A 24,407-nucleotide genomic window follows, 5' to 3' on the forward strand; every position below is an offset into this window, starting at 1 on the left:
ATCTCAGCAATCTGACCTGAACGGGTCGGCTGACGAAAGTCCCGCAGGCAGTCCCTGCGGGACTTTTTTCGTTGGATGGATGAGGGCCGGTCATCTGCCGCCGGTTTCTTCGCATGGGAAGGCACGGCGCCGGCGCCTTTTCCGCGACCGATAATGGGCGATGAACATGACGGACCGCCTGTCATCGATGCTTTGCCGCACGGCCCTCATGCTGTGGCTGTGCTCCGGCGCCTCCATGGCAGCGCAGGGCGTCCACTGGTTCGACGGCGACAGGCCCGGCGTGCAGGCGCATGAAGCGGTTGCCGTGCTGGCCGACGCCGCCAGCCACGGCCTTGCGCCGCAGGACTACAGTGCCGGCGCGCTCGGACGGGCGATCGCCCGGGCGGAACCGGGTTCGCCGCCCGATGCCGCTTCGATGGCGCGCCTGAAGCTGGCGCTGACCACGGCCATGGAGCGCTACCTGGCCGACGTTCATTCGGGCCGCGTCGATCCGAAAAAGATTCACCACAACTTTAGCCCGCTTGCGCGCGAGCCTTTTGATGCCACCGCCTACCTGCAGGCAGCGCTGGCGGCCGGACGGCTTCTGGACGCGGCGTCCGAGGCCGCGCCGCGCCTGCCGATTTACGCCAGCCTGCGCGAGGCGCTGGCCGCCTACCGCACGCGTGCCGGTCATGCGGCCTGGCGCAAGCCGCTGCCGCCGCTGCCGGGTGGCAAGGCAGCCAAGCTGGCGCCGGGACAGGCCTATGCGGGGCTCACCGTACTGGCCGGGCGGCTGGCCGATCTGGGCGACCTGCCGCCTGGCCTGCCGCCGCCGGCGCGCTACGAGGCGCCGCTGGTCGAGGCGGTCAAGGCCTTTCAGCTGCGGCACGGCCTGGCTGCCGACGGCGTGCTCGGCAAGGCCACGCTGGCGCAGCTGCAGGTGACGCCCGCTGCCCGCGTGCGCCAGATCGAACTGGCCCTGGAGCGGCTGCGCTGGACGCCGCTGATGCAGGGGCCGCGCATGATCGTCGTGAACATCCCCGAGTTCGTGCTGCGCGCCTACGAAGTGCAGGACGGCCGCATCCAAATACAGGAAGAAATGAAGATCGTCGTCGGCAAGGCGCTGGACACGCGCACGCCGCTGTTCGACGAAGACATGCGCTTCATCGAGTTCAGCCCTTACTGGAATGTGCCGCCGTCGATCGCCCGCGCCGAAACCGTTCCCCGGCTGCGGCTTGACCCGGGCTATCTGGCGCGCGAGGAGATGGAGTTCGTGTCGGCCGGCGGCCGTGTGGACCGGACGGTGTCGGCCGGCTTGCTGGACGCCGTGCTGGCCGGCAAGGCGCGCATCCGCCAGCGGCCGGGGCCAAACAATGCGCTGGGCGACATCAAGTTCGTGCTCCCAAACAGCGACAACATCTTTTTGCACCACACGCCGGCTACCCAACTGTTCCAGCGCGACCGGCGCGACTTCAGCCACGGCTGTATCCGTGTCGAGCATCCGGTACAACTGGCCAAATTCGTCCTCAAGAACATGCCGGACTGGACCGGCGAGCGCATACGCACGGCGATGCGCCGAGGCCAGTCGGACACGCTCCGGTTGCCCGAGCCGGTGCCGGTGCTGATTGCCTACGGCACCACGCTGGTCAAGGACGGCCACACTTTTTTCTTTGACGACCTCTACGGGCTGGACCGGCTGCTGGATGCAGCCCTTCGCCAGCATTCGCAAACGCTGCCGACTGTCTTCGGAGATGCCCCATGACCCATCCCAAAATCCCGGCCCGCCGCCACTTCCTGCGCCAGACGGCCGGTTTTGCCGCCGCCCTGCCAGCCCTGGCCGCGCCTGGCGCCTGGGCCTCCGTGCCCGATGCGCGCGAGCTGGCACTGGTGCATACCCATACCCACGAGAAGATCGACCTGGTGTATGCCAGTGGCGAGCGTTATGTGCCTCAGGCGCTGGGCTGGCTCAACCGCTTCCTGCGCGACCACTACACCGGCGACATCGGGGTGATCGACCCGCAGGTGTTCGACCTGCTGTACCGGGTGCAGCAGGCGCTGGGCAGCAAGGGCGCGTTCGAGGTGATCTCGGGCTACCGTTGTCCGACCACCAACAGCCGCCTGCGCCAGACCCGCAGTGGCGGCGTGGCGAGCAAAAGCCTGCACATGGAAGGCCGCGCGATTGACGTTCGGCTGCCTGGCGTGCCGTTGGCCGATCTTCACCAGGCGGCCTTGTCGCTGAACGCGGGCGGCGTGGGTTTTTACCCGTGCGACCAGTTCGTGCATCTGGACACCGGCCGCGTGCGCAACTGGTGATTCCATTTCCATTTCAATCCGATATGTCGTTACTTTGCCTTGTCGTGCCCGAGCACTGTCTGCGGCTTCGCGGCTGATCTGGTATTGAAACGCAAACGCAATGACGCGCCAGTCTGGCGCTCAGGGCGGCTTGCCACCCAGGTAGGTGAAGGGATTGACCGGCTCGCCTTTCCACCACTGCTTTTCCGGGCCGAGCCGGAAAATGGCGAAATGCAGATGCGGCGCGTCCGGGCTGGCATTGCCGGTCGCGCCCACGTAGCCGATCACGCTGCCGCGCCGCACCGCCTGGCCCTCGGCCAGCCCGTCGGCATAGCGCTCCAGGTGCGCGTAGTAGTAGGCCAATCGCCCACTCGGGTCAAACTGGTAAACCGTGATGCCGCCGGGCTGGCTCAGAAACAGCTTGACAATGCGGCCGTCGTCCACCGCCAGCACCGGCGTGCCGGTAGCCGCCGGGATGTCGATGGCTTCGTGGCCGCGCTGGCCGCCGTCCCGGCCATCGCCAAAGGTGTCACGCAACCCGCTGGCGGTGATGCCCTGCACCGGCAGCAGCAGGGCCGGTGGCTCGGCCGGCGTGCCGGTGGCCGCCACAGCAGAAGCACCCGCCGGGGCAGCGGCCCAGGCGCTGCCAGCGCTGGCCAGACAAAGCAGGACGGCCACGCGCTGGCCGATGCTTCGGCGGGTCACCGGATGCTCAGGCATGGACATCCACTGCAAACCCGACCTTGACCGCCTGCGCCAGGCGCAGCACATCCCAGTTGGTCAGGTGAATGCAGCCGTTCGATTCGGACGCGCCGACGCGCGCCGGTTCGGGTGTGCCGTGAATGCCCCAGTGCGGCTTGCTCAAGCCCAGCCAGTACACGCCCACCGGATTGTTCGGCCCGGCGGGAATGTCGGCCTTGATGTCGGTTTTCTTGGTGCCCTTGAGTTGGGCGGGGTCGAAGGTGAACACCGGGTTTTTCGCGGCGTTCTTGATGCTCATGTGGCCCACCGGCAGCGGGTCCGAAGCGCCGCCCATGCTGATCGGAAAGGCGGCCAGCGGCAGCGCCGCCTTGTCGAGCAGGTAGAGCACATGTTCGGATTTGTCGATGCGCAGCGACGCCGCGCCAGCGGGCGCCTTGCCGCTGCCACTGGCCGGAACGACGATCCGGTCGCCAGCGGCGAAAGCGCTGCCCAAGTTGGCGCTGCGGAGCCATTTCGGGCTGCAATGGAATTTTTCGCCCAGCGCTTCCTGGAGCGACTCAAAACCCAGCGACTTGAGCTGCGCACGCGCCATCATGTCGGCGGGCAGCCGGGCAAAAGGGCCGGCGGCCTCGTCGGCGGTGAGCGTGTACTCGCTGAGCACCGGCGCAGGCGACTTGCCGGCCAGGGCTTTCCAGGTGGCAGCGTCGATGCGTCCGGTGGACGGCAGGCGCCTCGACGCCTGGAATGCCGCCACCATGCGGCGCATGTTGGGTCCAAAGGCACCGTCGATCTCGCCCGGAGAAAACCAGGCATGGTCAAGCAGGACCTGCGCGCGCAGCACGGCATTGCCGCGTACGCCCTGGGCCAGCGCCGGCATGCCGGTGTCTGCGTTGACGTGCGCCATCAGCGCCACGCCTGTGAGGGCGCTGACCGGCTGGCGGTGCTGCGCGGCCATCGAAGGAAAGGCCATCGTGGCAGCGCCTGCGGCCAGCCAGGCCAGCAGCGGCCGGCGCGAAATCGGGAACGGGGAGGGCATCAAGGCTCCAGTAGGCAAATGTTGCCATGCTAGGGCGGCCTGCAGCTCAACCTTGTCAGCAAACGCCGTGTTGCCGGGTCACTGCAAACCGCCTTGTGCCGTTCCTTGCCAGACACCAACGGGCCTGGGCAATGCGGCTTCAGGCGACCAGCGGCGGCGCCTGCATCGCCTCGGTCTGCTCGATGAGCATGTCGACCTGGCCTCTCCAGTAGTCGCTGGAGCCGAACCACGGAAAATTGATCGGGAAGATCGGGTCGTGCCAGCGCTGCGCCAGCCAGGCGCTGTAATGCACCAGGCGCAGCGTGCGCAGCGGCTCGATCAGCACCAGCTCGCGCCGGTCGAACGCGCCGAACTCGTCGTAGCCATCGACCAGCGCGCCCAGCTGGCGCAACTGCTGGGGCCGGTCGCCCGACAGCAGCATCCACAGGTCCTGCACCGCCGGGCCGCTCCTGGCATCGTCCAGGTCGACAAAATGCGGCCCCGCCAGGCTCAGGCCTTCGGGCGTCCACAGGATGTTGCCGGGGTGGCAGTCGCCATGCAGGCGCAGCTGGCGCGCATGGGGAACGCTGTCAAACACGCCTTTGGCAACAGCCATGGCTTCGTCAAAGGCGTGGCGCCAGCGCGATTCCATGTCCAGCGGCAGGTAGCCGCCCGCCAGAAGGACATCGCGCGAGGCATTGCCAAACGTCTGCAGGTTCAGGGCGGGGCGGTGCACGAAAGGCCGGGCCGCGCCCACGGTGTGGATACGCGCCAGGAACCGGCCTATCCATTCCAGCACGTCCAGGTTGTCCAGCTCCGGCCGCCGGCCGCCACGGCTGGGTGACACGCTGAAGCTGAAGCCCTTGAAATGGTTGAGCGTCGTGCCGTTCAGTACCAGGGCGCCGACCACCGGGATTTCAGCCGCCATCAGCTCGGCGGCAAACGCATGCTCTTCCAGGATTTGCGCGTCGCTCCAGCGGTCGGGCCGGTAGAACTTGACCACCACGATGTCGCCGGCCCGTTCCGCGTTGCCCATCGGGCTTTCCAGGTGCACCTGGTACACCCGGTTTTCATAGCTGGACAGCGCCATCAGGCGGCCGTCGCCCAGCAGTCCGACGCTGGCCAGCGCGTCCAGCACCACGTCAGGCGTCAGGTGTTCATAAACATGGATGTCATGGCGCGCCGCAGCCGCCTTGTTGTATTCGGTCATGCCCGATTGTCGCGCCACCGGGGATGCGCTTCAAGGTCTGCGGCAGGCGCAAAAAAGCCCGCCGGCTTTCAAACCGGCGGGCCTTGGGCACGGCCCGTTGCGCTTATTTCAGCGTCAGCGTCACGTCGATGTTGCCGCGCGTGGCGTTCGAATACGGGCACACCTGGTGGGCGGCATCGACCAGTTCCTGCGCTGCGGCAGCGTCCATGCCGGGCAGGGAGATTTCCATGCGAACGGCAATGCCGTAACCATTGGGAATCTTGCCCAGGTCAACGCTGGCGTCGATGCTGGTGTCAGCCGGCAGGGTGATTTTTTTCATGCCGGCCACGGCCTTCAGTGCGCCGATGAAGCAGGCCGAGTAACCGGCAGCAAACAGCTGTTCGGGGTTGGTGCCGTTGCCGGTGGTGCCAGGTGAGCTCAAGGTAACGTTCAGGCGTGCGTCGCTGGATTTGGACTGGCCGTCGCGGCCGCCGGTGGTGTGGGTCTGGGCGGTGTAGAGCACCTGGTCAAGTTTCGTGGTCATGCGTTTCCTTGGAAAATCCCCGGGATCGGGGTGGGTTGAAAAATCGGAATGTGGGATGAAAAAAGCCGCTCAGGCCAGCAATTGCCGGCGCAAGGCCTGCACCCGCTGGGTCAGCGATAGCAGTTCGGGAATCGAGCCATGCGTGGCGCTCAGGATGCAGCCGGGGATGCTGGCGGCCTGCGCTTGCAACGCGTGGCCTGCAGCCGTCAGCGTGATGTGGACACATCGCTCGTCATCGAACGCGCGCAGGCGCGACACCAGCCCGGCCGCTTCGAGCCGCTTGAGCAAGGGCGTGAGCGTTCCCGAATCGAGGAAAAGCCGCTCCCCCAGCTCCGACACCGACAAGCCGTCGCGTTCCCACAGCACCAACAGCGCCAAATACTGCGGATAGGTGATGCCCAGCGCCTCCAGCAGCGGCTTGTACCGCCGGGTCATGGCCAGCGAGGTCGAATACAGCGCAAAGCACAGCTGGTTGTCCAGCCGCAGCATGGCGTCGGCCTGGGCCTGCTTGTCGGTGGGTATTTTATCGAGCATGGCCAAATTATTGCACACAATTAAATTGTGCAAAATGTAACTGAGGTGGGCTGAAGGCAAGGTCATGCCGGGCAGGGCGCGGCTGCAAAAAGCGCGGTACTAAACTTGCCGGTCATGCAAAAAACCAGCACACCCTCCACCGGCCCGTCCACCGGCAAGCCCAAGCGCAAGACTTTGGCCGCAGTCCAAGCCGCCAAGCCGGCGCAGGTCATCGAAGAACTCCGTCCCGGCCAGTCGATCGAGCTGCTCCAGGAGCTGCACATCCTGACCCGCGAAGGCAAGCTGAACCAGGACACGCGGCGCAAGCTCAAGCAGGTCTACCACCTGTTCCAGTTCATCGAGCCACTGCTGGGTGAAGTGTCGTCCGACGGCCACGGTTTCACGCTGGCCGATCACGGCGCCGGCAAGTCCTACCTCGGCTTTATCCTGTACGACCTGTTTTTCAACGTGGCGCACCGGGGCGAGCCGGTCAACGGCCACATCTACGGCATTGAAACCCGAGCCGAACTGATCGAGAAATCGCGTGCGCTGGCCGCACGGCTGGGTTTTGCGAACATGTCCTTTCTCAACTTGTCGGTGCAGGAGGCGACAACATCGGCCGGCCTGCCGCCTCAAGTGGACATCGTGACCGCGCTGCATGCCTGCGACACCGCCACCGATGACGCGATCGCCTTTGGCCTGGCCAAGCAGGCGCGCCACATGGTGTTGGTGCCGTGCTGCCAGGCCGAGGTGGCCGGCGTGCTGAAGAAGTCACGCGCCCTGAACCTGGCCAGGAACCCGCTGGCCGAGCTGTGGCGCCATCCGCTGCACACCCGCGAATTCGGCAGCCAGATCACCAATGTGCTGCGCTGCCTTCAGCTGGAGGCCAACGGCTACCAGGTCACGGTGACCGAACTGGTCGGCTGGGAGCATTCGATGAAGAACGAACTCATCCTGGCCAGCCGCCCGGAAACTCCCAACGTGGCCAAGACCCGCGCCGCGCAGACGCGTTTGCAGCAGGTGCTGGCCGAGCTGGGCCTGGGCGAGTTGACGGCGCGCTTCGCGGTGGCCAGCGGGAACGCAACGCCGGCTTGACGCCTTGCCGGCCTGTGCCGTGCCAGTTTTTCCTACTTTTGGCTTGTTGCGCATACTGGACGGGCGAAGCTGGCTATTGAATCTATAGCGATTCCAGTCTGCGCCTGACGCAGGCGATGCTGCAGGCCCGCCAGCGTGCCGAATTGGAACAGTCAGAACAACCAGCCCCCCTGCCGCTGTTCACTATCTGCGCATTGGCCCGGCGCGCAGCCCGCAATGCCGGCAGGCGTTCCCCCCGGCAACCCGCAAAACAGCCACCGCCTGCGTGGTGGCATGCGTTTTGCATTCAGGCACGCCAAACCCACGGCGTCGGCCAGCAGCGCAGGCGGCGCCATGGGACACCATGGAGGCATCAAAATTCTGTCAATTCGCGTAATTTGTATGCGGCCCCTTGCGGCGAAGGCCTGATGGCGCCCGTCTTTTCCGGCCTCGTCCGGCTTCGGGCGCTTGCCGCGTCGGCCACCCTCCTGCTCTTTTTCGCGCTCTGCGCCTGGCTGCCCGCGCAGGCCGGAACGATGACGCGGGACGCCATGCTCAAGGCTTTTCCGCCGCCGCTGATCGTTGGCGAAAAGGACCGCGAGCTGCCGGTCTGGCCGATCCTGAAGCAGGACGGAACCGCCACGCCCATCATCGCCTATGTGTTCGAGTCGATCGACATGGCGCCGATTCCCGGCTTTTCCGGCACCCCTTTCAACCTGCTGGTGACGCTCGATGCCAAGGGCGTCTTCACGAACGTTCGCGTGCTGTCGCACCACGAGCCGGTGTTCCTGGAAGGGCTGGGCGAGGAGCCGATGCGGCGCTTTGTCGAACAGTACAAGGGCGTCTCGCTGATGCAGAGCATCAAGATCGGCTCCAACCTCAACAGCCAGGGAAAAGCCGGCAGTGCCAATGTGTACCTTGACGGGGTGGCCAAGGCCACGGCGTCGGTGCGCATCCTGAACCAGAGCCTGCTGGCCGCGTCGCTGAAGGTGGCGCGCGCAAAAATGGGCTATGCCCAGGGCCGCGACCCCGAACGGGTGGCCCGCATCCGGCCCGAGGGCTACATGCCCATGGACTGGAAGGCGCTGGCCGGGGCCGGCCTGATATCAGGCAAGACCTTCAGCAACCGCGACATCGAGCAGGCCTTTGCCGGCACGGTGGGCGCCGGGCAGGACCGTGCTGCCGACCAGGCGCCGGAGGGCGCGTTCATCGCCCTGCATGCCGCCTACCTGAGCGTTCCGGCCGTGGGCCGCAACCTGCTCACGCCCGAGGGCTGGAAGGTGCTGGAGGGCCGACTGGACCCGGGCGACCATGCGCTGCTGGTGGTCGGCCAGGGCCGCTATTCTTTTCTGGGCGACGATTTCATTCGCGGCTCGGTGCCCGACCGGCTGACGCTGCAGCAGGAAGGCCTGCCCTTGGAACTGCGCGACCTGGACCTGGACGCCCGGCTGCTGCTGCCCGCCGCGCTGCAGGGCGCAGAGTGGCGCGTCTTCCGGGTGAATGCGCCGGCCGGGCTGGACCCGGCGCAGGCGCTGGACTTCAAGCTGCGCGTGACGCGCAGCAAAGGCATGATCTACCCGGAGCGGGTCAGCAAGGATTTCGCCTTTGGCACGGCGCTGCCGGCCCGCTACTTTGAGGCGCCCAGCGCCGACGACAAGTCCTGGCCCCCGATCTGGCGCGCCCGCAGCGTCGAGCTGGGGGTGCTGCTGGTCGGCCTGGCGCTGCTGGCCTGGGTGCTGGCCCGGCCGAACTGGGTGTCCCGCAGCAAGCGCCGGCTGGCCGTGTTTCGCACCGGCTACCTGCTGTTCACGCTGGGCTTCATTGGCTGGTACGCGCAGGGCCAGCTGTCGGTGGTCAACATCACCGCGCTGGTCCAGGCGCTGCTGGCCGGCCGCAGCCTGGGTTTCTTCATGTACGACCCGATGACGGTGGTGCTCTGGGGTGCGGTCATTCTCAGCGCCGTGGTCTGGGGGCGGGGTACCTTTTGCGGCTGGCTGTGCCCTTTCGGCGCCTTGCAGGAACTGGTGAGCAAGGCGGCCCATGCGCTGGGCGTGCGCCAGGTGCGCATTCCGGACCGGGTCGATGCCCAGCTCAAGAAGCTCAAGTACGGGGTACTCGGCGCCATCGTGCTGACGGCCTGCTTTTCGGTCGGCTGGACCGACCGGCTGGTCGAGGTGGAGCCGTTCAAGACCAGCATCACGCTGCTGTTCCAGCGCTCCTGGCCCTTCGTGGCCTGGGCCGGCGGGCTGGTGCTGCTGAGCGCTTTTTTCTACAAGGGCTACTGCCGCTACCTGTGCCCGCTGGGCGCCGGCATGGTGGTGCTGGGCCGGCTGCGCCGCTTCGACTGGATTGCCCGGCGCGCCGAATGCGGCCAGCCCTGCCAGCGCTGCCGCAGCGACTGCGCCTACCAGGCCATCGCCAAGCCGGGAAAGATTGACTATGACGAATGCTTTCAATGCCTCGACTGCGTGGCCATCTACACCAATGAGGAGCTGTGCGTGCCGCTGATCCTGAAAAACCGCCATGCGCCCGGCCAGGTCCGCATCCCGATTGCGCTGGTTGGCAGCCCTGCTGCAAAACTCGCCAAAGGTGCGCCATGATGAAACGCCGCAACTTCCTGCGTGCCAGCCTGGGCGCGGGCGCGGCCGGCCTTGCCGCGTCAGGCTGGCTGGTGGCGGGCGCAGCCGATGCCGTTCATGGCGCCGACGCGCTGCAGTGGCGCGACCGCATGCTGCTTGGCTTCGGCACGGTGCTGTCCGTGCGCGTGGTGCACCCCGACAGCCACCAGGCCGAGCGGGCGCTGGATGCGGCGGTCGAAACCATCCGCCATGTGGAGGCGCAGATGAGCCTGTTCGACCACGATAGCGCGCTCAGCCGGCTGAACCGCGAGGGGGTGCTGTTGCGGCCGCACCCCGATCTGGTCAACATCTTGCAGCTGGCGCAAAGCGTGTCGGCGCGCAGCCAGGGCGCGTTTGACGTCACCGTCCAGCCGCTGTGGACGGCCTTTGAACAGGCGGCAGGCCGCAAGGCGCTGCCGTCGCCCGAGGCGGTGACCGCTGCGCGGGCTGCGGTGGGCTGGAAGCATCTGTCGGTATCGGAGAGCGCCATTCGCCTGGGGCGGCCGGGCATGGGCGTGACGCTGAACGGCATCGCCCAGGGCTTTGCCGCTGACCTGGTGCGCAGTCGATTGCAGGCCAGCGGCATTGCGCATGCGCTAGTCAATGCCGGCGAGTGGACATCGCTGGGCCATTCAAGCCACGACCAGCCCTGGTTGCTGGGGCTGCAGGACCCGCGCGATGCGCAAGCGCTGATCAGCCGGCTGGCGCTGGACGGCCGGGGCGTGGCGGTGTCCGCCGACAACGAATGCAGTTTCAGCCCGGACCGGCGGCACCACCACATCTTCAATCCGCACACCGGCTATTCGCCTGCCGAACTGTCCTGTGTCGCCGTGGCGGCGCCCAGTTGCGCGCTGGCCGATGCGCTCACCAAGGTCATGTTTGTTGCCGGACGCGAAGGGGCGCTTCGACTCGCCGGGGAATGGGGTGTTGATGTGCTGGTGGTGGACAAGCAGGGACAGTGGCAGGCCACGCCGGGCCTGCAGCTTCACGCCGCCTGAGCGCCTCGCCAGGCCCCGCCATCCCTTTGCAGGAATGCCGGAGCCCAAAGTCTTGCTGACCGCTCAGAAGGAATGCTTGACGCCCACGTTGAACAGGCTGGTGCCGACATTGGCCGCCGTGCCGCCGGCCACGACGGTCGTAAAGAGCGTGGCGCCTGCCTTGGCATCGGCATAGACAAAGGTTCCATACAGCGTGGTGCGCTTGGACAGGGCGTATTCGTCGCTCAGGATCAGCGTCGTGGTCTTGTCGTTGCTGTTGGTCTTGTTCTTGCCGAAATAGACGGCGCCCATCACGGTGTTGTTGGCCGCCGTCTTCCAGTCCAGCCCGACACCGGTGACGCCGACCTTGCTGGTTTCCACCAGCGCCGCGTTCTTGTTCTCGCCGCGCAGATAGTTCAGCTTGCCGGTCAGCGCGCCCACGGTATAGCCGGCACCCACCGTGTACAGGGAACTCATGCGCTCGGACGTGCCGGGCAGGTTGGTGCCCTGGTAGGCGGCCGACAGGGACACCGGTCCGGCGTAGGTCGCGCCCAGCGAATACACCGCGCCTTTGTTTTCGGACACGCTGTAGCCGGCGGCAATGCCGACCGGCCCTAGCTTGTGGCTGTAGGACACGGCATTCTGGAGAAAAACCCCCACGTCGTTGTTGCCGTTGTTGCCAGCGGTCAGCGCACCGGAGTTATAGGCCCAGGGGTAGAGACCGGAGAAATTCTCGCGCAGGCCGCGCGGGTCGGTGGCAGCGAACGCCAGGATCGCCGGGCTGTACTGGTTGCCCAGGGTCAGCGAGCCCAGGCTGTCGGACGACAGCGCGACGTTCGACTGGCGGCGAAACAGGCGCGGGTCCGAAGCGCCGGTGTCGGCGGCAAAATGCCCCTCCAGGTTGAAGCTGGCCTTCAGCCCGCCGCCCAGGTCCTCCGAGCCGCGAAAGCCCCAGATGCTGGGCGAGATGCCGCCGTTCGCGATGCTGGTCGTCGAGCCGCCCGCCGGGCTGTGGTTCTGCGTCAGCACGCCCAGGTCCACGTTGCCATACAGCACCACGGTGCTCTGGGCAGCGGCCGCGCCTGAAATCAGGGCCAGAACGGCAAGGGCGAGCAGGTTTTTTTTCATCACGATGTCTCCGGTAATTTTGAAGTCCCCAGCAATTTGTGGGAACACCGGTTTCAGCAAAAGGCATGCCTGTCGAGCTTGGCGTGCCGGACACGGCCCGGTTTGCCTGGCGGCGAAGGGCGATTGCTCTTTTTTGTCACAGGTGTCTCAGGGCGGAACGTTGCATTGCGCAGGAAGCCGGCGGTTGCGGCTCCGACGCGGATGGGTTTGCGGCGCGTGGCGCACCGTAACGCACGGGCGGGGTGATTTCGCGCCAGGGCTGGTGCAGCCTGCCAGCGCGCCCGGCAAATGGCCTGAAAACGGCTCGCAAGTCACGCCTTTTTGCGCCTTCGCCCTGCTGGCACGTTCCTTGATAACGATGCAGTACCCGCAAGGGAAACCACCCCGCCATTGACCCGCAAAGGAGACCCATGATCTACGCAGCACCCGGCGCCCCAGGCGCCATCCACACCTTCAAAGCCCGCTACGACAACTTCATCGGCGGCGAGTGGCTTGCCCCGGCCAAGGGCGAGTACTTCGACGTGATCAGCCCGGTCAACGGCAAGCCGTACACGCAGGTCGCGCGCTCCAGCGCCGAGGACATCGAAAGCGCGCTCGATGCGGCCCATGCGGCCGCCGACAAATGGGGCCGCACCTCGGCCGGCGAGCGCGCCAACGTGCTGCTCAAGGTGGCCGACCGCCTGGAAGCCAACCTCGAACTGCTGGCCTGGGCCGAAACCGTGGACAACGGCAAGCCGATTCGCGAAACGCTGAACGCCGACATTCCGCTGGCCATCGACCACTTCCGCTATTTCGCCGGCTGCATCCGCGCGCAGGAAGGCGGCATCAGCGAGATCGACGAGAACACCGTCGCCTACCACATGCACGAGCCGCTGGGCGTCGTCGGCCAGATCATTCCCTGGAACTTCCCGATCCTGATGGCCGCCTGGAAGCTGGCCCCGGCGCTGGCCGCAGGCAACTGCGTGGTGCTCAAGCCCGCCGAGTCCACGCCGGTCAGCATGCTGGTGGTAGCCGAGTTGATTGCCGACCTGCTGCCCGCCGGCGTGCTCAACATCGTCAACGGCTACGGCCGCGAAGCCGGCATGCCGCTGGCCACCAGCAAGCGCATCGCCAAGATCGCCTTCACCGGCTCCACCTCGACCGGCCGCGTGATTGCGCAGGCGGCAGCCAACAACCTGATTCCGGCGACGCTGGAACTCGGCGGCAAGTCGCCCAACATCTTCTTTGCCGATGTGATGGACAAGGACGACGGTTTCCTGGACAAGGCCATCGAAGGCCTGGTGCTGTTTGCCTTCAACCAGGGCGAGGTCTGCACCTGCCCGTCGCGCGCGCTGATCCAGGAATCGATCTACGACGCCTTCATGGAGCGCGTGCTCAAGCGCGTCGCCGCCATCAAGATGGGCAACCCGCTGGACACCGACACCATGATGGGGGCTCAAGCCTCCAAGGAGCAGCTCACCAAGATCATGTCCTACCTCGAACTGGGCCGCCAGGAAGGCGCCGAGGTGCTGATCGGCGGCGAGCAGGCGTATTTGGGCCCTGATTTCGAAGGCGGCTACTACGTCAAGCCGACGCTGTTCAAGGGCCACAACAAGATGCGCATCTTCCAGGAGGAAATCTTCGGCCCGGTGCTGGCCGTGACCACCTTCAAGGACGAGGCCGACGCCCTGGCGATTGCCAACGACACGCTCTACGGCCTGGGCGCCGGCGTGTGGAGCCGCAACGGCAACGTCGCCTACCGCATGGGCCGCGCCATCAAGGCCGGCCGCGTCTGGACCAACTGCTACCACGCTTACCCGGCGCACGCGGCTTTTGGCGGCTACAAGGAATCGGGCCTGGGCCGCGAAAACCACAAGATGATGCTGGACCACTACCAGCAGACCAAGAACCTGCTGGTCAGCTACAGCGAGCAAAAGCTCGGCTTCTTCTGACCTTTTGACCTTTTGCTGGCCGGCCGGCTTGAAGCGGCGCAGCATTCACGGGGACGGGCAACCGTCCCTTTTTGCGTTTCATGGCGTTTTATCTGGAGACCGACATGGTTGAAAAAGTCATTGCCACCCCGGCGGCGCTCGAACTGGTCGAGCAGCTCAAGGCGAAACACGGCACCGTCATGTTCCACCAGTCGGGTGGCTGCTGCGACAACAGCGCGGCCAATTGCTATTTGCCGGGCGAGATCACGATAGGCGCGGGTGATGTCTTCCTGGGCGAGATCGGCGGTGCGCGTTTTTACATCGGCAAGTCGCAGTATGCGTACTGGAAGCACACGCAGCTGATCATCGACGTCATCGACGGGCATGGCGGCACGTTCTCGCTGGAAGGCCCCGAAGGCAAGGCCTTTCACACGCGTTCACGGGTGTTCACTGAAGCGGAGCTGGAAGAAATCGAAAAGCAGGATGCCGCGCCGTCGGGAGGGCAAGTGTCTTGACGTGAAAACAGCAAAGCCGGCGCTGCGGTCCGCCGCACCGGCTCACGCAGCGCAGGGCTTCAGGGTGCGGTCAGCGTCATGCCGCGTTTCTGGAACATGGCCAGCAGTTCGCCATTGCTGCGTAATTCCTTGAAGGCCGCTTCGATTGCCTGGCCCAGGGCCTTGTTGGCTGCCTTGATGGCCAGCCCGAGCGGCCAGCCGTTTTCAGGGACGCCTTCGAGCGGCAGGCTGGTGAGCGCCAGGTGCGACGGCCGGGGCTGGGCCTCGGCCAGTGCGGCTTCAGCCTGCGAGCGCAGCACATAGGCGGCGGCCGCCTGCCCTTTGATAACGGCTTGGGCCGCCTCGACGCCCGAGGGATAGAGGCTGACCTGCGTGCGCAGCATACCGCCCTGCTGGCCCATCAGCACGCTGGCCAGGCCGGTGCCGCGCTCCACCGCCAGCTTGTGGCCTTTCAGGTCATCCGGCCCCCTGACCTGGGGCAGCGTGCGCGTGTCATGCAGCAGCACCTGCACCTGGCGCATGTAGGGCGCAAAGATCAGCGCCTGCCGGTTTTCCTGCATCAGGTATTTGTCCACCGGCACATGCAGCATGATGTCGGCCGGTCCATAGCCCAGGTAGTGGCCGCGCCAAACCATGTTGCGCAGATCGTCGTTCATCCGCTCGCCCGCATCAAACGGCAGCAGGGCCAGCTTGAGCTGCATCTGCCGGGCCAGCGCGCCGGCCAGGTCAATGTCCAGCCCCTGCATGTCGGCGGCGGGGCCGTCCGAAAACGGCGCGTTGTCCTTGTAAACGGCGACCTTCAGCACACCGCTGGCACGGATGCGCGCCAGGTCGGTCAACTCGGTTTGCGCCTGCGCCTGCGCCAGCGGCAGTCCCAGCGACAGCAGCAGCGCCAGGCTGCGCCGGCGGTCAAGGCCGCGTGCCGGCAGGCGGTCGCGGCCGGGGTCCGGGCAAACGTCGGGATTCGAAGAAGTCATGGTGTGGGCTTGCCTTGGGTCAATTGAAAAGTGGCCTGGATTCGCCGGGGCCGCCTGCGGCGCGCGCTTGTCGGCACGTGTCAGTCCGTCCTGCGGGCATCAAGGCTCGCGCCGGGTTTCCAGGTAAGTACGGATCGACCAGATGGCTTCCTGGGTCAGCGTGCCTTCGAACGGCGGCATGTAGACGCGTCCGTCGCGCGCCCGTCCGCGCCGCACGGTGGAGATGAAAAAATCATCCATTTCCTTGAAGCAGGCGGATTTTTTGGCCGCGTCGGCCATGCCGGTGCACTCGCTGTCGAGCTTGCGCAGGTCCGGCGACATGCCGCCTGAGATGGCTTCCAGCCCATGGCAGCGCGCACAGTTCTGGTTGTAGGCCGAGGTGCCGATGCGCAGCGCTTCCTTGTTGGCCGGACCGGTGCTGTAGGGGTTGGCGTCCCGCCATTTGTCGCCGAGCGGGGGCAGCGTGTGCGTGGCCACCGACTGTGGTGTGACATCGCCATGCGCCATGGCCGCGCCAGTCCAAAGCGCGGCCGAAATGCACAGGACCCTCCAAAACCGCTTGAGAATTGAGGATGAAAAGGCTTTCATTGACATGTGCTCCAGTTGATGCGTGATGGCCCCTATCAGCAATAAGCAAGCCAACACTTTCAGGGTTAACTGCATGGTCATGTTTGCCAGTGGAGTGGCGCTGAAAAGGCTGTCAGGGCAAGCCGCCGCCGCAGCCACAGCGGCGCCGTCAAGTGTTTCGATATGGAACACTTTCGCCGCGGCTCCAGTCACCGAAAAACACAATAAATCCTTTCGGATCAAGGGTTTATGCCGTTGCATACCCCTTGTGTCATGTTTCAGAATGCACTAGCTCAAGCATTCAGTCATCCGGAAAAACACTGGTGGGCGGAATGCAAGGCAACCACACCGAAAGACTTGGCGCGTTGGTTTGCGCAGGTCGCACACAAAACTCAAGGAGAGGATGATGAGCATCCAGGCCGCCAGCTATTCGCCTTCCCGCACAGGCACCCCACCCGGCTACTGCGAAATGGTTGACGAAAGGAAGCGAACGCTGATTGAAGCGTCTCACCAGCGGTCACAGTCCTTCGGCATTGCCACTTCCGACCAGCTTGATTTTTCTCCGCCCACCCGGATCGTGCTGGCGCAGACGATTGAGGAGAATCGTTTTTTGCTGCTGCATGCCGCGCCGGCCATGGAAACGCTGTATGAGCAGATCGCCAACACCCACAGCATGGTGTTGCTGACGTCTGCCAGGGGCGTGGTGCTGCATTCGCTGGGCGACAGCGACTTTCTGGAAAAGGCCTCGCAGGTGGCGCTGACGCCCGGCGTGGACTGGTCCGAAGGCAGCAAGGGCACCAATGCCATCGGCACCGCGTTGCGCGAGGAACAGCCCATCATGGTCCACGGCGGCGAGCATTACATGAACGCCAACAAGTTCCTGACCTGCTCGTGCGCGCCCATCATGGACCCCTACGGCCAGCTGATCGGGGCGCTGGACGTGAGCGGCGACCACCGCAGCGTGCATCAGCACACCATGGCGCTGGTGCGCATGTCGGCGCAGATGGTCGAAAACCACATGTTTGCCGACATCTTCCCCAAGGCCGTGCGCATTCATTTTCACAGTCGGCCCGAATTTATCGGCACCCTGGTCGAGGGCATCGTGGTGTTTTCCCACGACGGGCGCTTCCTGTCGGCCAACCGCAGCGCGCAGTTCCAACTCGGCTTGCCCCACAACGCGCTGAAGGTGCACACCTTTTCGTCGCTGTTCGGCATTGCCATGTCGCATCTTTATGAACTCTGCCGGGGCGGCCTGCCCCGGCTGCATTCGCTGTGCCTGCACAACGGGGTGACGGTGTCGTGCCGGGTCAAGATCAAGCAGGGCATGCAGTGGTTTGCGGGCCACGACGTAGGGCCGGCGCCCGATGCCGTGCAAGGCCTGCCGGCCGGCCAGGGCAGCAGCCAGGCCGCCACGGCGCGCAAGCCCCAGCTGTCCACGCTGCGCTACCTTGACACCGGCGACGCGCAGGTGTCGGCGGTGATCAGCAAGCTGCGCATGGTGCGCGGGCGCGACATCCCGATCATGATCCTGGGCGAAACCGGCACCGGCAAGGACCTGATGGCGCAGGCCATCCACGGCGACTCCGACCGGGCCGGCAAACCCTTCGTGTCGGTGAACTGCGCGTCCATTCCCGAAACCCTGATCGAGTCCGAGCTGTTTGGCTACGAGGACGGCGCCTTCACTGGCGCTCGCAAGAAAGGCGCGGTCGGCAAGATCCAGCAGGCCCATGGCGGCACGCTGTTTCTCGATGAAATAGGCGACATGCCCAAGCATCTGCAGGCGCGCCTGCTGCGCGTGCTGCAGGACCGACGTGTCAGCCCGCTGGGCGCCGGCAAGGAAGTTGACGTTGACATCGCCATCGTTTGCGCCACCAACAAAAGCCTCAAGGACATGATCGCGCGCGGCGAGTTCCGGGAAGACCTGTACTACCGGCTGAACGGCCTGGTGGTGCGCCTTCCGGCGCTGCGCGAGCGCACCGATTTCGACCTGGTGGTCGCCAAGATCATCGCCAGCCTGTGCGACAAGAACCCGAAGATCGGGCTGACGGCCGAAGTCCAGGCCATGTTCCGCGCCTACCACTGGCCCGGCAACTTCCGCCAGCTGCACAACCTGTTGCGCACCGCCGCGGTCATGGTCGGCTGCGAGGGCCTGATCGAGCGCCTTCACCTGCCCGACGACTTTCTTGAAGAAATGGCGCAACAGCCAGCCGGCCAGCCGTCGGCGAATTCGGCTGCCGCCAGCGCCGGGCCGGAGCTGCTGGCTGCTGCGGTGCCTGGCCGGCCGGTCTGTAAAGCCGCCGGCCACAGCCTGCAGGATGTCGCCCTGTCCGCCATGGCCCAGATGCTGCGCCAGCACCAGGGCAACGTGTCGGCTGCGGCCAAGGCGCTCGGGGTGTCGCGCAACACCATCTACCGCAAGAAAGACCAGCTGCCGCCGGACGTCTGGAACTGATGCCCCGCAGCCGTCCTGCGCTGCCCGGGGGGCGGTCAGAGAAAAATCACCTGGGCTTTCCCCAAGGCACTTGACTTTTTTGCTACCCAATTCATGGCTTCCGACGCATGCCGGGCATGTGCCAGAGGCCTGTTTGATGCCAACAATGGGGTTGCCTGCTTAAAACGCCTATGGCCTGTTACGTCCGCGCCTGGCGGACCACTTTTGCCAGCGTGTCGCGCAGGCCCGGCTCGTTGGCCAGATGGCCTGCCAGCGGCCAGTGCGCCCGGGCCAGTCCGTTGCGCAGCGCTTCCTGCATCGCCACCCAGCGGCGACTGTTGGCCGGTGGACAGACCGCGTCGAAGCGGCCATGTACCCAATCGCTCGGAATGCACTGCACTGCCAGGCCGCGTACGGCACTGTCCAGGCCGCCCGGGCGCACAAAGCCCTGGTGCCTGAGGTAATGGCCCTGAATCCGGAATTTCTGCCAGCCACTGTGGTCAGCGCGGCTGGTGCGTGGCTGCTGCAAACCGGCCAGGCTGCGCCGCTGCTGGCGCCTGAGCTGCGCCCAGGCGCGGCGGTACGCATCAGCGCGCTGGCGCGGCTCGCCAGGCGGGGCATTCTTCACGGCGCCCGAGTGGACCAGGCTGCGCCACAGGCCGCGCAGCGCCGAGCGCTGCTCCAGTAAATTCCAGCAGCGCACAACGTGCCGTGCTGCAACACCGGGTGTTCCAGATTGCAGCACCTGCTCCAGCCGTGCAAGCACCCGCGCGTCGCCGCTGTAAGGCGCGCGCGGCCAGTGGGGGCTGCGCGACACCGCGCGGTCGCGCCGCGCATCGGCGCGGAACAGGCCGAATATTTCCCGGCGGCTGAGCGCAAAGGCGCCGCGCAGCACCAGCCGCGTGACCCGCTCCGGGTGCGCCTGGACATAGCGCAAAGCCACCACGGTGCCCCACGATCCGGCCAGCAAGGCCCAGCGTTCGATGCCCAGGTGCCGGCGCAATGTCTCCAGGTCGGCCACCAGCTGGTCGGTGTGGTTGCCCGCCAGCCGGGCTGCCGGGCGCGACTGGCCGGCGCCGCGCTGGTCAGGCAGCACCGCGCGCTGGCGGCCGAGCTGCAAGGGCGCGAGCAGGCCCGGATGGCACGAGGCGCCAGGCCCGCCATGCAGCACCAGCCAGCATTCGCCATCGCGTGCGCCGCAGTCGCGGTAGGCCATGCGCGCGCCGCGCCCGGTGGCCACAAAGCGCGGCGAGTGCCAGCCGCTGGCCGGTTCGGCATTCAAGGGCAGGCGGGCAGGGGAAGTGGTTTGATTTGGCATTGAAGTTGCATTACAGTGGGACGGGCCGGTTGCTGCTGAAAACAGTGACAGGTCCGTGATCATCCCTTATGTCAACTACTGGAGACTCGCCATGCAATGGACTGCCCCCTCTTTCACTGACCTGCGTTTCGGTTTCGAAATCACCATGTACATCGCCAACCGCTGAGCCGCAATTTCAGCCACCGGCGGATGCGGCCAGCCGCACCCGCCGGTTTGCGCTGCTGGTTTTCTTTTTTTTTTTCGGAATTTGACCCATGCAATTACGCGTTCTAGGCTCGGCAGCCGGCGGCGGTTTTCCGCAGTGGAACTGCAATTGCCCCAACTGCGACGGCTTCAGGCGCGGCACGCTGCGGGCGCAGGCCCGTACCCAGTCGTCGATTGCCGTCAGTGCCAACGGCCAGGACTGGCTGCTGGTCAACGCCTCGCCCGATGTGCTGGGGCAGATTCGCGCCAACCCCGAACTGCAGCCTGCCCGCGCGGTGCGCGACAGCGGCATTGCATGCGTGCTGCTGATGGATGCGCAGATCGACCATGTGACCGGGCTGCTGATGCTGCGCGAGCGCCCCAGCCCCTTGCCGCTGCTGGCCACGCCCGAGGTGCTTTCAGACATTGGCGAAGGCTTTCCCCTCACCCGCATCCTGTCGCATTACTGCGGCATCCAGGCGCTGCCGCTGCGGCTTGACGCCAGCCTGCAGGCCGTGCCCGGACTGCCCGGCCTTGCGCTGCTGCCCATCGCGCTATCGTCCAAGCCGCCGCCTTATTCCCCCTTTCGCAATTGCCCGCGCCCGGGCGACAACATCGGCCTGGTGATTGAAAACCCTGAAAACGGTGCGCGCGTTTTTTATGCGCCCGGCCTGGGTGAGGTCACGCCTGAACTTTTGGACCTGATGGCGCAATGCCAGGTCGTGCTGGTCGATGGCACCTTCTGGACCGAGGACGAGATGCAGCGCCTGAGCTTGTCAAAAAAGGGCGCCGCCGAAATGGGCCACCTGCCACAAAGCGGTCCGCAGGGCATGATTGCCCAGCTTGACCGGCTGCCGCCGGGCGTTCGCAAAATTCTCATCCACATCAACAACACCAACCCCATCCTCCAGGAAGACTCGGCAGAACGGGCGCTGCTCACGGCGCACGGCATCGAGGTTGCCTGGGACGGCATGGACCTGGTTTTCTGACGGCAGGCTCACTTCATGGAACTAGCGCAAACTCATCGGCCTGATCCGGCCGGCGATCCGGCAGTCGCCTGGACACGGGCGGAATTCGAAGCCCAATTGCATGCCCAGGGCGCGGGCTACCACATCCACCATCCCTTCAATGTCCGGATGAACAGCGGCCAGTGCGCTCCCGATGAACTGCGCCACTGGGTGAAAAACCGCTTTTATTACCAGATATGCATTCCGCGCAAGGACGCCGCCATCCTGGCCAACATGCCGGGCCGCGAACACCGCCGGCTGTGGATCGAGCGCATTCTGGACCATGACGGTTATGGCGACTACACCGGTTCGGCCGCTGGCGGCATCGAGGCATGGACGCGCCTGGGCGAGGCTGTCGGCATCCCGCGGGACGAGCTCTGGTCGCTGCAGGGCGTCGCGCCCGCCGTGCGTTTTGCCTGCGATGCCTATGTGAATTTCGCCGCCAGCGCGCCCTGGCAGGAAGCGGTGTGCTCGTCGCTCACCGAAATGTTCGCGCCGCAAATCCACAAGGACCGGCTTGCCGGCTGGCCGACGCACTATCCGTGGATCGACGCCGAAGGGCTGAATTACTTCAGGAGCCGCATTCCGCTGGCCGGCCGGGACGTCGCGCACGGGCTGCAGGTCACGTTAGAGCACTTCACCACCCGCCAGGCGCAGCACCGGGCGCTGGACATCCTGCAGTTCAAGCTCGACATCCTGTGGAGCATGCTCGACGCCATCGAGAAGGTCTGCCTCAACCACCCTCAGCCAACCTCAACCCGTCAGGGACTGACATGAACGCTGCGCCCGCATTGCCCACATTGCCCCTTTCGCCGGTCGCGCCTGAGGCAAAAGCGCCGAACGCCTTGCCGCCATTCCCCAGGCTGTCGCGCCTCTACCGCCTGCAGTACGAGCCGGTCCAGTCGGCCTGGGTGCTGCTGTATCCGGAAGGCATGGTCAAGCTCAACGACAGTTCGGCTGAAATCCTGCGCCGCTGCAACGGCGAACGCAGCGTCGACGCGATGGTGGCCGAACTTGAAATCCTGTTCAATGCCCAAGGCATTGCGCCGCAGGTGACGGACTTGCTGCAGGAAGGCATGCGCCGTGGCTGGATTGTCTGAAATGGTTTTGCCCAAGGCGGCCGACGCCGCCGTGCCGCCGCCGCTGTGGCTGCTGGCCGAGCTGACCTACCGCTGCCCGCTGCACTGCGTGTTTTGCTACAACCCCACGCAGCATGCCCGGCTGCAAGCGGAGATGAGCACCGCGCAGTGGGTCGATGTGATGCGCCAGGCGCGTGCGCTGGGCGCTGCGCAGCTGGGGTTTTCCGGCGGCGAGCCGCTGCTCAGGGACGACCTGGAAGAGCTGGTGCAGGAAGCCCGGCAGATGGGTTTTTACACCAACCTGATCACCTCGGGCGTCGGCCTGACCGAAGCCCGGGCGCGGCGGCTGAAGGACGCGGGACTGGACCATGTCCAGCTGTCCTTCCAGGACTCGACCCGCGAACTCAACGATTTCCTGAGCCATACCAAAACCTTCGAGCTCAAGCAAAAAGTGGCGCGCCTGATCAAGCAGCACGACTGGCCGATGGTGCTCAACTGCGTGCTGCACCGGCACAATTTGCCACATGTGGACAAGATCATCGAGATGGCGCTGGCGCTCGATGCCGAATTCCTGGAACTGGCCAACACGCAGTATTACGGCTGGGCCTGGACCAACCGCGACCACCTGATGCCGACGCATGAGCAACTCATCGAAGCCGAGGCGGTGGTGCAGCGCTACCGCGCCGAGTTCGGCAAGCGCTGCCGGATCCTGTTTGTCGTTCCCGATTACTTCGAGGAGCGACCCAAGGCCTGCATGAACGGCTGGGGCGCGGTGTTCCTGGCGATTGCGCCCGATGGCGTGGCCTTGCCCTGCCACAATGCGCGCAACTTGCCGGGCCTGCAACTGCCGCGCGTGCAGGACCAGCCGCTGGGCGATATCTGGGCGCGCAGCCAGGCCTTCAACGCCTACCGGGGCGACGCTTGGATGCAAGCGCCGTGCCGCGACTGCGACGAGCGGCACAAGGATTTTGGCGGCTGCCGCTGCCAGGCCTTCCAGATCACCGGCGATGCCGCGCAGGCCGACCCGGTGTGCGGTAAATCGCCGCACCATGACAAGGTCGTGCAGCTGGTGCGCCAGGCACCGGCCGGGCGCGGGCAACCGATCATCTTTCGCACCGACGCGGCGTCGCGCGCGCTGCACCCGGAAAACTGAGAACCGAGCTATCGGGCAACTGGATCCCGGCTGCTTTCAGCGCGCAGCGCCGCCGTGGCGGCCGGATGGTCTTGAGCCGCTGCCCGCCCGAGCCATAGCCGGCTTTGCGCCGCATCCCGCTCGCGGCCCCGGCCGGTGCGCAGCATCACCGCGAGCGCATATTGCGCCTCGGCCTCGCCGGCCACGGCGGCAATTTCAAAGCGCCGGGCGGCCTCAGGCAGATCGCGGTCCACGCCTCGGCCGGCTTCATGCATCCAGGCCAGGCGCGTCTGGGCCTGGCGGTCGCCCGCGTCGGCCAGTTCGCGGTATAAATCCGCCGCTTCGGCATGCCGGCCGCTGGCGCCCAGCCACTCGGCCTGCTGGAAACGGCTTCGGCTGCCGGCTGGCTGCTCCAGTGCGGCCAGTGTCGCCAGGGCCTCCTTGTCGCCGCCCTCGGCGGCCAGTGTCAGGTACAGGCGCGCCTTTTCGACATCCCGGGCCAGCAGGGCGCCTGCGCTGTAAAGCATGCCCAGACGGTAGCGCGCCTTGAAGTTTCCGGCCTGCGCCGCGCTGACGTAAAGGGCCTCGGCCCTGGGCATGTTTTTGGGCTCGCCCAGTCCGTCCTCGGCCAGGATGCCCAGGTTGAACAGGGCGTCGCCATTGCCGATGCCGGCCAGCGTTTCCCAGACTTCGCGGGCGGCGGCGTAGTGGGCCATCTTGAACTCGGCATAGGCCTTGTAGTTGCCCATGGCGGGATTGCGCAACCAGTCGCTGCGCTCGCTGTCCTGCGCCCACAGACCCGGGCTGGCCAGCGCCAGCAACAGCGCCAGCGCGCTTCGGCGGAGAAGGCAGTGTGGCCCGCTGGCTTCCAGCCTCATGGGCATGTCAGGGCTGGGGGGTGGCCAGCACCCAGCCGGCCAGCGCCTTGAGGTCGCCGCTGCTCAGGGCGGAATGGGCCGGCATGGGGATGCGGCCCCACTTGCCCTTGGAGCCGTACTGGATCGATTGCACCAGCGAGGCCACGGCGTCTTTGTCATCTTTGTACTTGGCGGCAACGTCTTTGAAGGCCGGGCCGACGATTTTTTCAGCGGCCGAATGGCAGGAATAGCAGCCGTTGGCCTTGGCCAGTTCCGCCATGGCGGCCAGGTCATTGGCATTGCCGGTCTGGGCCATGCAGTGGGCGCTGATGAATGCAGCGGCTAGCGTCAGGAGGGATCGCATGTCAGTGCTTCCGATCGCGAAAAAGTGGAATGAAAA

General features: G+C 65.8%; 24 protein-coding genes. 13 read left to right on the plus strand and 11 right to left on the minus strand.

Annotation, left to right across the window (positions count from 1 at the left end; translation table 11 throughout):
- The first annotated feature begins 166 nt into the window (after window positions 1-166).
- Together IWX85_RS01825 and IWX85_RS01830 are read left to right on the plus strand one after the other, a co-directional pair.
- Window positions 167-1,741, plus strand: a complete 1,575-nt coding sequence (locus IWX85_RS01825) for a murein L,D-transpeptidase (protein ID WP_370584169.1) — start codon at window positions 167-169, stop codon at window positions 1,739-1,741.
- Window positions 1,738-2,292, plus strand: a complete 555-nt coding sequence (locus IWX85_RS01830; protein WP_196868555.1) for a DUF882 domain-containing protein — start codon at window positions 1,738-1,740, stop codon at window positions 2,290-2,292. The genes IWX85_RS01825 and IWX85_RS01830 overlap by 4 nt, the downstream gene beginning before the upstream one ends.
- A 120-nt stretch (window positions 2,293-2,412) precedes the next feature.
- On the opposite strand, the gene IWX85_RS01835 is transcribed toward IWX85_RS01830, so the two are convergent.
- From IWX85_RS01835 to IWX85_RS01855, 5 genes are all read right to left on the minus strand, one after another.
- Window positions 2,413-2,991 carry a M23 family metallopeptidase gene (locus IWX85_RS01835; RefSeq protein ID WP_231379468.1) on the minus strand — a complete coding sequence of 193 codons (579 nt, stop codon included), beginning with the start codon at window positions 2,989-2,991 and terminating at the stop codon, window positions 2,413-2,415.
- Window positions 2,984-4,009: a L,D-transpeptidase family protein gene (locus IWX85_RS01840; RefSeq protein WP_196868556.1), complete on the minus strand. Its 1,026-nt coding sequence runs from the start codon at window positions 4,007-4,009 to the stop codon at window positions 2,984-2,986. Before IWX85_RS01840 ends, IWX85_RS01835 begins: the two co-directional genes overlap by 8 nt.
- A 139-nt stretch (window positions 4,010-4,148) precedes the next feature.
- A complete protein-coding gene (locus IWX85_RS01845) occupies window positions 4,149-5,198 on the minus strand; it encodes a serine/threonine protein kinase (RefSeq protein ID WP_196868745.1) in 1,050 nt (349 codons plus the stop codon).
- 103 nt (window positions 5,199-5,301) lie between these two features.
- Entirely contained in the window at window positions 5,302-5,721 is a 420-nt protein-coding gene (locus IWX85_RS01850; RefSeq protein ID WP_036808753.1) for an organic hydroperoxide resistance protein, read from the minus strand.
- 69 nt (window positions 5,722-5,790) lie between these two features.
- Entirely contained in the window at window positions 5,791-6,255 is a 465-nt protein-coding gene (locus tag IWX85_RS01855; protein WP_196868557.1) for a MarR family winged helix-turn-helix transcriptional regulator, read from the minus strand.
- Between the two features lie 114 nt (window positions 6,256-6,369).
- On the opposite strand from IWX85_RS01855, the gene IWX85_RS01860 reads away from it, so the two are divergent.
- The 3 genes from IWX85_RS01860 to IWX85_RS01870 all read left to right on the plus strand — a co-directional run bounded on the left by IWX85_RS01860 (window position 6,370) and on the right by IWX85_RS01870 (window position 10,924).
- Entirely contained in the window at window positions 6,370-7,329 is a 960-nt protein-coding gene (locus IWX85_RS01860; RefSeq protein WP_196868558.1) for an SAM-dependent methyltransferase, read from the plus strand.
- A gap of 407 nt (window positions 7,330-7,736) precedes the next feature.
- Window positions 7,737-9,908 (plus strand): 4Fe-4S binding protein, encoded by a 2,172-nt coding sequence (locus IWX85_RS01865; protein ID WP_196868559.1) that lies wholly within the window; start codon window positions 7,737-7,739, stop codon window positions 9,906-9,908.
- Window positions 9,905-10,924 (plus strand): FAD:protein FMN transferase, encoded by a 1,020-nt coding sequence (locus IWX85_RS01870; RefSeq protein ID WP_231379469.1) that lies wholly within the window; start codon window positions 9,905-9,907, stop codon window positions 10,922-10,924. Before IWX85_RS01865 ends, IWX85_RS01870 begins: the two co-directional genes overlap by 4 nt.
- A gap of 63 nt (window positions 10,925-10,987) precedes the next feature.
- Here IWX85_RS01870 and IWX85_RS01875 read toward each other — a convergent pair whose 3' ends face one another.
- A complete protein-coding gene (locus IWX85_RS01875) occupies window positions 10,988-12,031 on the minus strand; it encodes a porin (protein WP_196868561.1) in 1,044 nt (347 codons plus the stop codon).
- A 410-nt stretch (window positions 12,032-12,441) separates the two neighbouring features.
- On the opposite strand from IWX85_RS01875, the gene IWX85_RS01880 reads away from it, so the two are divergent.
- Together IWX85_RS01880 and IWX85_RS01885 are read left to right on the plus strand one after the other, a co-directional pair.
- Entirely contained in the window at window positions 12,442-13,962 is a 1,521-nt protein-coding gene (locus tag IWX85_RS01880; RefSeq protein WP_196868562.1) for an aldehyde dehydrogenase family protein, read from the plus strand.
- A gap of 104 nt (window positions 13,963-14,066) precedes the next feature.
- Window positions 14,067-14,456: a DUF779 domain-containing protein gene (locus IWX85_RS01885; RefSeq protein ID WP_196868563.1), complete on the plus strand. Its 390-nt coding sequence runs from the start codon at window positions 14,067-14,069 to the stop codon at window positions 14,454-14,456.
- A gap of 59 nt (window positions 14,457-14,515) precedes the next feature.
- Here the strand turns inward: IWX85_RS01885 and IWX85_RS01890 are convergent, their stop codons facing one another.
- On the minus strand, window positions 14,516-15,433 hold the full coding sequence (locus IWX85_RS01890; protein ID WP_196868564.1) for an ABC transporter substrate-binding protein: 918 nt from the start codon (window positions 15,431-15,433) through the stop codon (window positions 14,516-14,518).
- A gap of 99 nt (window positions 15,434-15,532) precedes the next feature.
- The gene (gene pedF / locus IWX85_RS01895) at window positions 15,533-16,021 is read right to left on the minus strand and encodes a cytochrome c-550 PedF (protein ID WP_196868565.1); all 489 of its coding nucleotides are present in this window, start codon (window positions 16,019-16,021) and stop codon (window positions 15,533-15,535) included.
- A 385-nt stretch (window positions 16,022-16,406) separates the two neighbouring features.
- Here pedF and IWX85_RS01900 point away from each other — a divergent pair, with 385 nt between their 5' ends.
- Window positions 16,407-18,452 carry a sigma-54-dependent Fis family transcriptional regulator gene (locus IWX85_RS01900; protein WP_370584170.1) on the plus strand — a complete coding sequence of 682 codons (2,046 nt, stop codon included), beginning with the start codon at window positions 16,407-16,409 and terminating at the stop codon, window positions 18,450-18,452.
- Between the two features lie 178 nt (window positions 18,453-18,630).
- Here IWX85_RS01900 and IWX85_RS01905 read toward each other — a convergent pair whose 3' ends face one another.
- Complete coding sequence (locus IWX85_RS01905; RefSeq protein ID WP_196868567.1) at window positions 18,631-19,749, minus strand: alpha/beta fold hydrolase; 1,119 nt, start codon at window positions 19,747-19,749, stop codon at window positions 18,631-18,633.
- Between the two features lie 91 nt (window positions 19,750-19,840).
- Between IWX85_RS01905 and pqqA the strand changes: the two genes are divergently transcribed.
- From pqqA to pqqE, 5 genes are all read left to right on the plus strand, one after another.
- Entirely contained in the window at window positions 19,841-19,915 is a 75-nt protein-coding gene (pqqA, locus tag IWX85_RS01910) for a pyrroloquinoline quinone precursor peptide PqqA (RefSeq protein WP_084181563.1), read from the plus strand.
- 88 nt (window positions 19,916-20,003) lie between these two features.
- The gene (gene pqqB, locus IWX85_RS01915; RefSeq protein ID WP_196868568.1) at window positions 20,004-20,921 is read left to right on the plus strand and encodes a pyrroloquinoline quinone biosynthesis protein PqqB; all 918 of its coding nucleotides are present in this window, start codon (window positions 20,004-20,006) and stop codon (window positions 20,919-20,921) included.
- A gap of 15 nt (window positions 20,922-20,936) precedes the next feature.
- Window positions 20,937-21,716 carry a pyrroloquinoline-quinone synthase PqqC gene (pqqC, locus tag IWX85_RS01920; RefSeq protein ID WP_196868569.1) on the plus strand — a complete coding sequence of 260 codons (780 nt, stop codon included), beginning with the start codon at window positions 20,937-20,939 and terminating at the stop codon, window positions 21,714-21,716.
- Window positions 21,713-22,039: a pyrroloquinoline quinone biosynthesis peptide chaperone PqqD gene (pqqD, locus tag IWX85_RS01925; protein ID WP_196868570.1), complete on the plus strand. Its 327-nt coding sequence runs from the start codon at window positions 21,713-21,715 to the stop codon at window positions 22,037-22,039. The genes pqqC and pqqD overlap by 4 nt, the downstream gene beginning before the upstream one ends.
- Before the next feature lies 1 nt (window position 22,040).
- On the plus strand, window positions 22,041-23,171 hold the full coding sequence (gene pqqE, locus IWX85_RS01930; RefSeq protein WP_196868571.1) for a pyrroloquinoline quinone biosynthesis protein PqqE: 1,131 nt from the start codon (window positions 22,041-22,043) through the stop codon (window positions 23,169-23,171).
- Between the two features lie 8 nt (window positions 23,172-23,179).
- On the opposite strand, the gene IWX85_RS01935 is transcribed toward pqqE, so the two are convergent.
- Window positions 23,180-24,034: a tetratricopeptide repeat protein gene (locus IWX85_RS01935; protein WP_196868572.1), complete on the minus strand. Its 855-nt coding sequence runs from the start codon at window positions 24,032-24,034 to the stop codon at window positions 23,180-23,182.
- Between the two features lies 1 nt (window position 24,035).
- Window positions 24,036-24,371, minus strand: coding sequence for a c-type cytochrome (locus IWX85_RS01940; protein WP_196868573.1), 336 nt, complete (start codon window positions 24,369-24,371; stop codon window positions 24,036-24,038).
- Window positions 24,372-24,407: the final 36 nt, after the last annotated feature.

Origin of the sequence: Polaromonas sp. CG_9.11 (genome assembly GCF_015752225.1) — a bacterium.
Lineage (GTDB): Bacteria > Pseudomonadota > Gammaproteobacteria > Burkholderiales > Burkholderiaceae_C > Polaromonas.

Coding starts and splice junctions, on each gene's coding strand:
- IWX85_RS01825 (WP_370584169.1), top strand. CDS start 167: ATGACGGACCGCCTGTCATCGATGCTTTGCCGCACGGCCCTCATGCTG.
- IWX85_RS01830 (WP_196868555.1), top strand. CDS start 1,738: ATGACCCATCCCAAAATCCCGGCCCGCCGCCACTTCCTGCGCCAGACG.
- IWX85_RS01835 (WP_231379468.1), bottom strand. CDS start 2,991: ATGCCTGAGCATCCGGTGACCCGCCGAAGCATCGGCCAGCGCGTGGCC.
- IWX85_RS01840 (WP_196868556.1), bottom strand. CDS start 4,009: ATGCCCTCCCCGTTCCCGATTTCGCGCCGGCCGCTGCTGGCCTGGCTG.
- IWX85_RS01845 (WP_196868745.1), bottom strand. CDS start 5,198: ATGACCGAATACAACAAGGCGGCTGCGGCGCGCCATGACATCCATGTT.
- IWX85_RS01850 (WP_036808753.1), bottom strand. CDS start 5,721: ATGACCACGAAACTTGACCAGGTGCTCTACACCGCCCAGACCCACACC.
- IWX85_RS01855 (WP_196868557.1), bottom strand. CDS start 6,255: ATGCTCGATAAAATACCCACCGACAAGCAGGCCCAGGCCGACGCCATG.
- IWX85_RS01860 (WP_196868558.1), top strand. CDS start 6,370: ATGCAAAAAACCAGCACACCCTCCACCGGCCCGTCCACCGGCAAGCCC.
- IWX85_RS01865 (WP_196868559.1), top strand. CDS start 7,737: ATGGCGCCCGTCTTTTCCGGCCTCGTCCGGCTTCGGGCGCTTGCCGCG.
- IWX85_RS01870 (WP_231379469.1), top strand. CDS start 9,905: ATGATGAAACGCCGCAACTTCCTGCGTGCCAGCCTGGGCGCGGGCGCG.
- IWX85_RS01875 (WP_196868561.1), bottom strand. CDS start 12,031: ATGAAAAAAAACCTGCTCGCCCTTGCCGTTCTGGCCCTGATTTCAGGC.
- IWX85_RS01880 (WP_196868562.1), top strand. CDS start 12,442: ATGATCTACGCAGCACCCGGCGCCCCAGGCGCCATCCACACCTTCAAA.
- IWX85_RS01885 (WP_196868563.1), top strand. CDS start 14,067: ATGGTTGAAAAAGTCATTGCCACCCCGGCGGCGCTCGAACTGGTCGAG.
- IWX85_RS01890 (WP_196868564.1), bottom strand. CDS start 15,433: ATGACTTCTTCGAATCCCGACGTTTGCCCGGACCCCGGCCGCGACCGC.
- pedF (WP_196868565.1), bottom strand. CDS start 16,021: ATGAAAGCCTTTTCATCCTCAATTCTCAAGCGGTTTTGGAGGGTCCTG.
- IWX85_RS01900 (WP_370584170.1), top strand. CDS start 16,407: ATGAGCATCCAGGCCGCCAGCTATTCGCCTTCCCGCACAGGCACCCCA.
- IWX85_RS01905 (WP_196868567.1), bottom strand. CDS start 19,749: ATGCCAAATCAAACCACTTCCCCTGCCCGCCTGCCCTTGAATGCCGAA.
- pqqB (WP_196868568.1), top strand. CDS start 20,004: ATGCAATTACGCGTTCTAGGCTCGGCAGCCGGCGGCGGTTTTCCGCAG.
- pqqC (WP_196868569.1), top strand. CDS start 20,937: ATGGAACTAGCGCAAACTCATCGGCCTGATCCGGCCGGCGATCCGGCA.
- pqqD (WP_196868570.1), top strand. CDS start 21,713: ATGAACGCTGCGCCCGCATTGCCCACATTGCCCCTTTCGCCGGTCGCG.
- pqqE (WP_196868571.1), top strand. CDS start 22,041: ATGGTTTTGCCCAAGGCGGCCGACGCCGCCGTGCCGCCGCCGCTGTGG.
- IWX85_RS01935 (WP_196868572.1), bottom strand. CDS start 24,034: ATGCCCATGAGGCTGGAAGCCAGCGGGCCACACTGCCTTCTCCGCCGA.
- IWX85_RS01940 (WP_196868573.1), bottom strand. CDS start 24,371: ATGCGATCCCTCCTGACGCTAGCCGCTGCATTCATCAGCGCCCACTGC.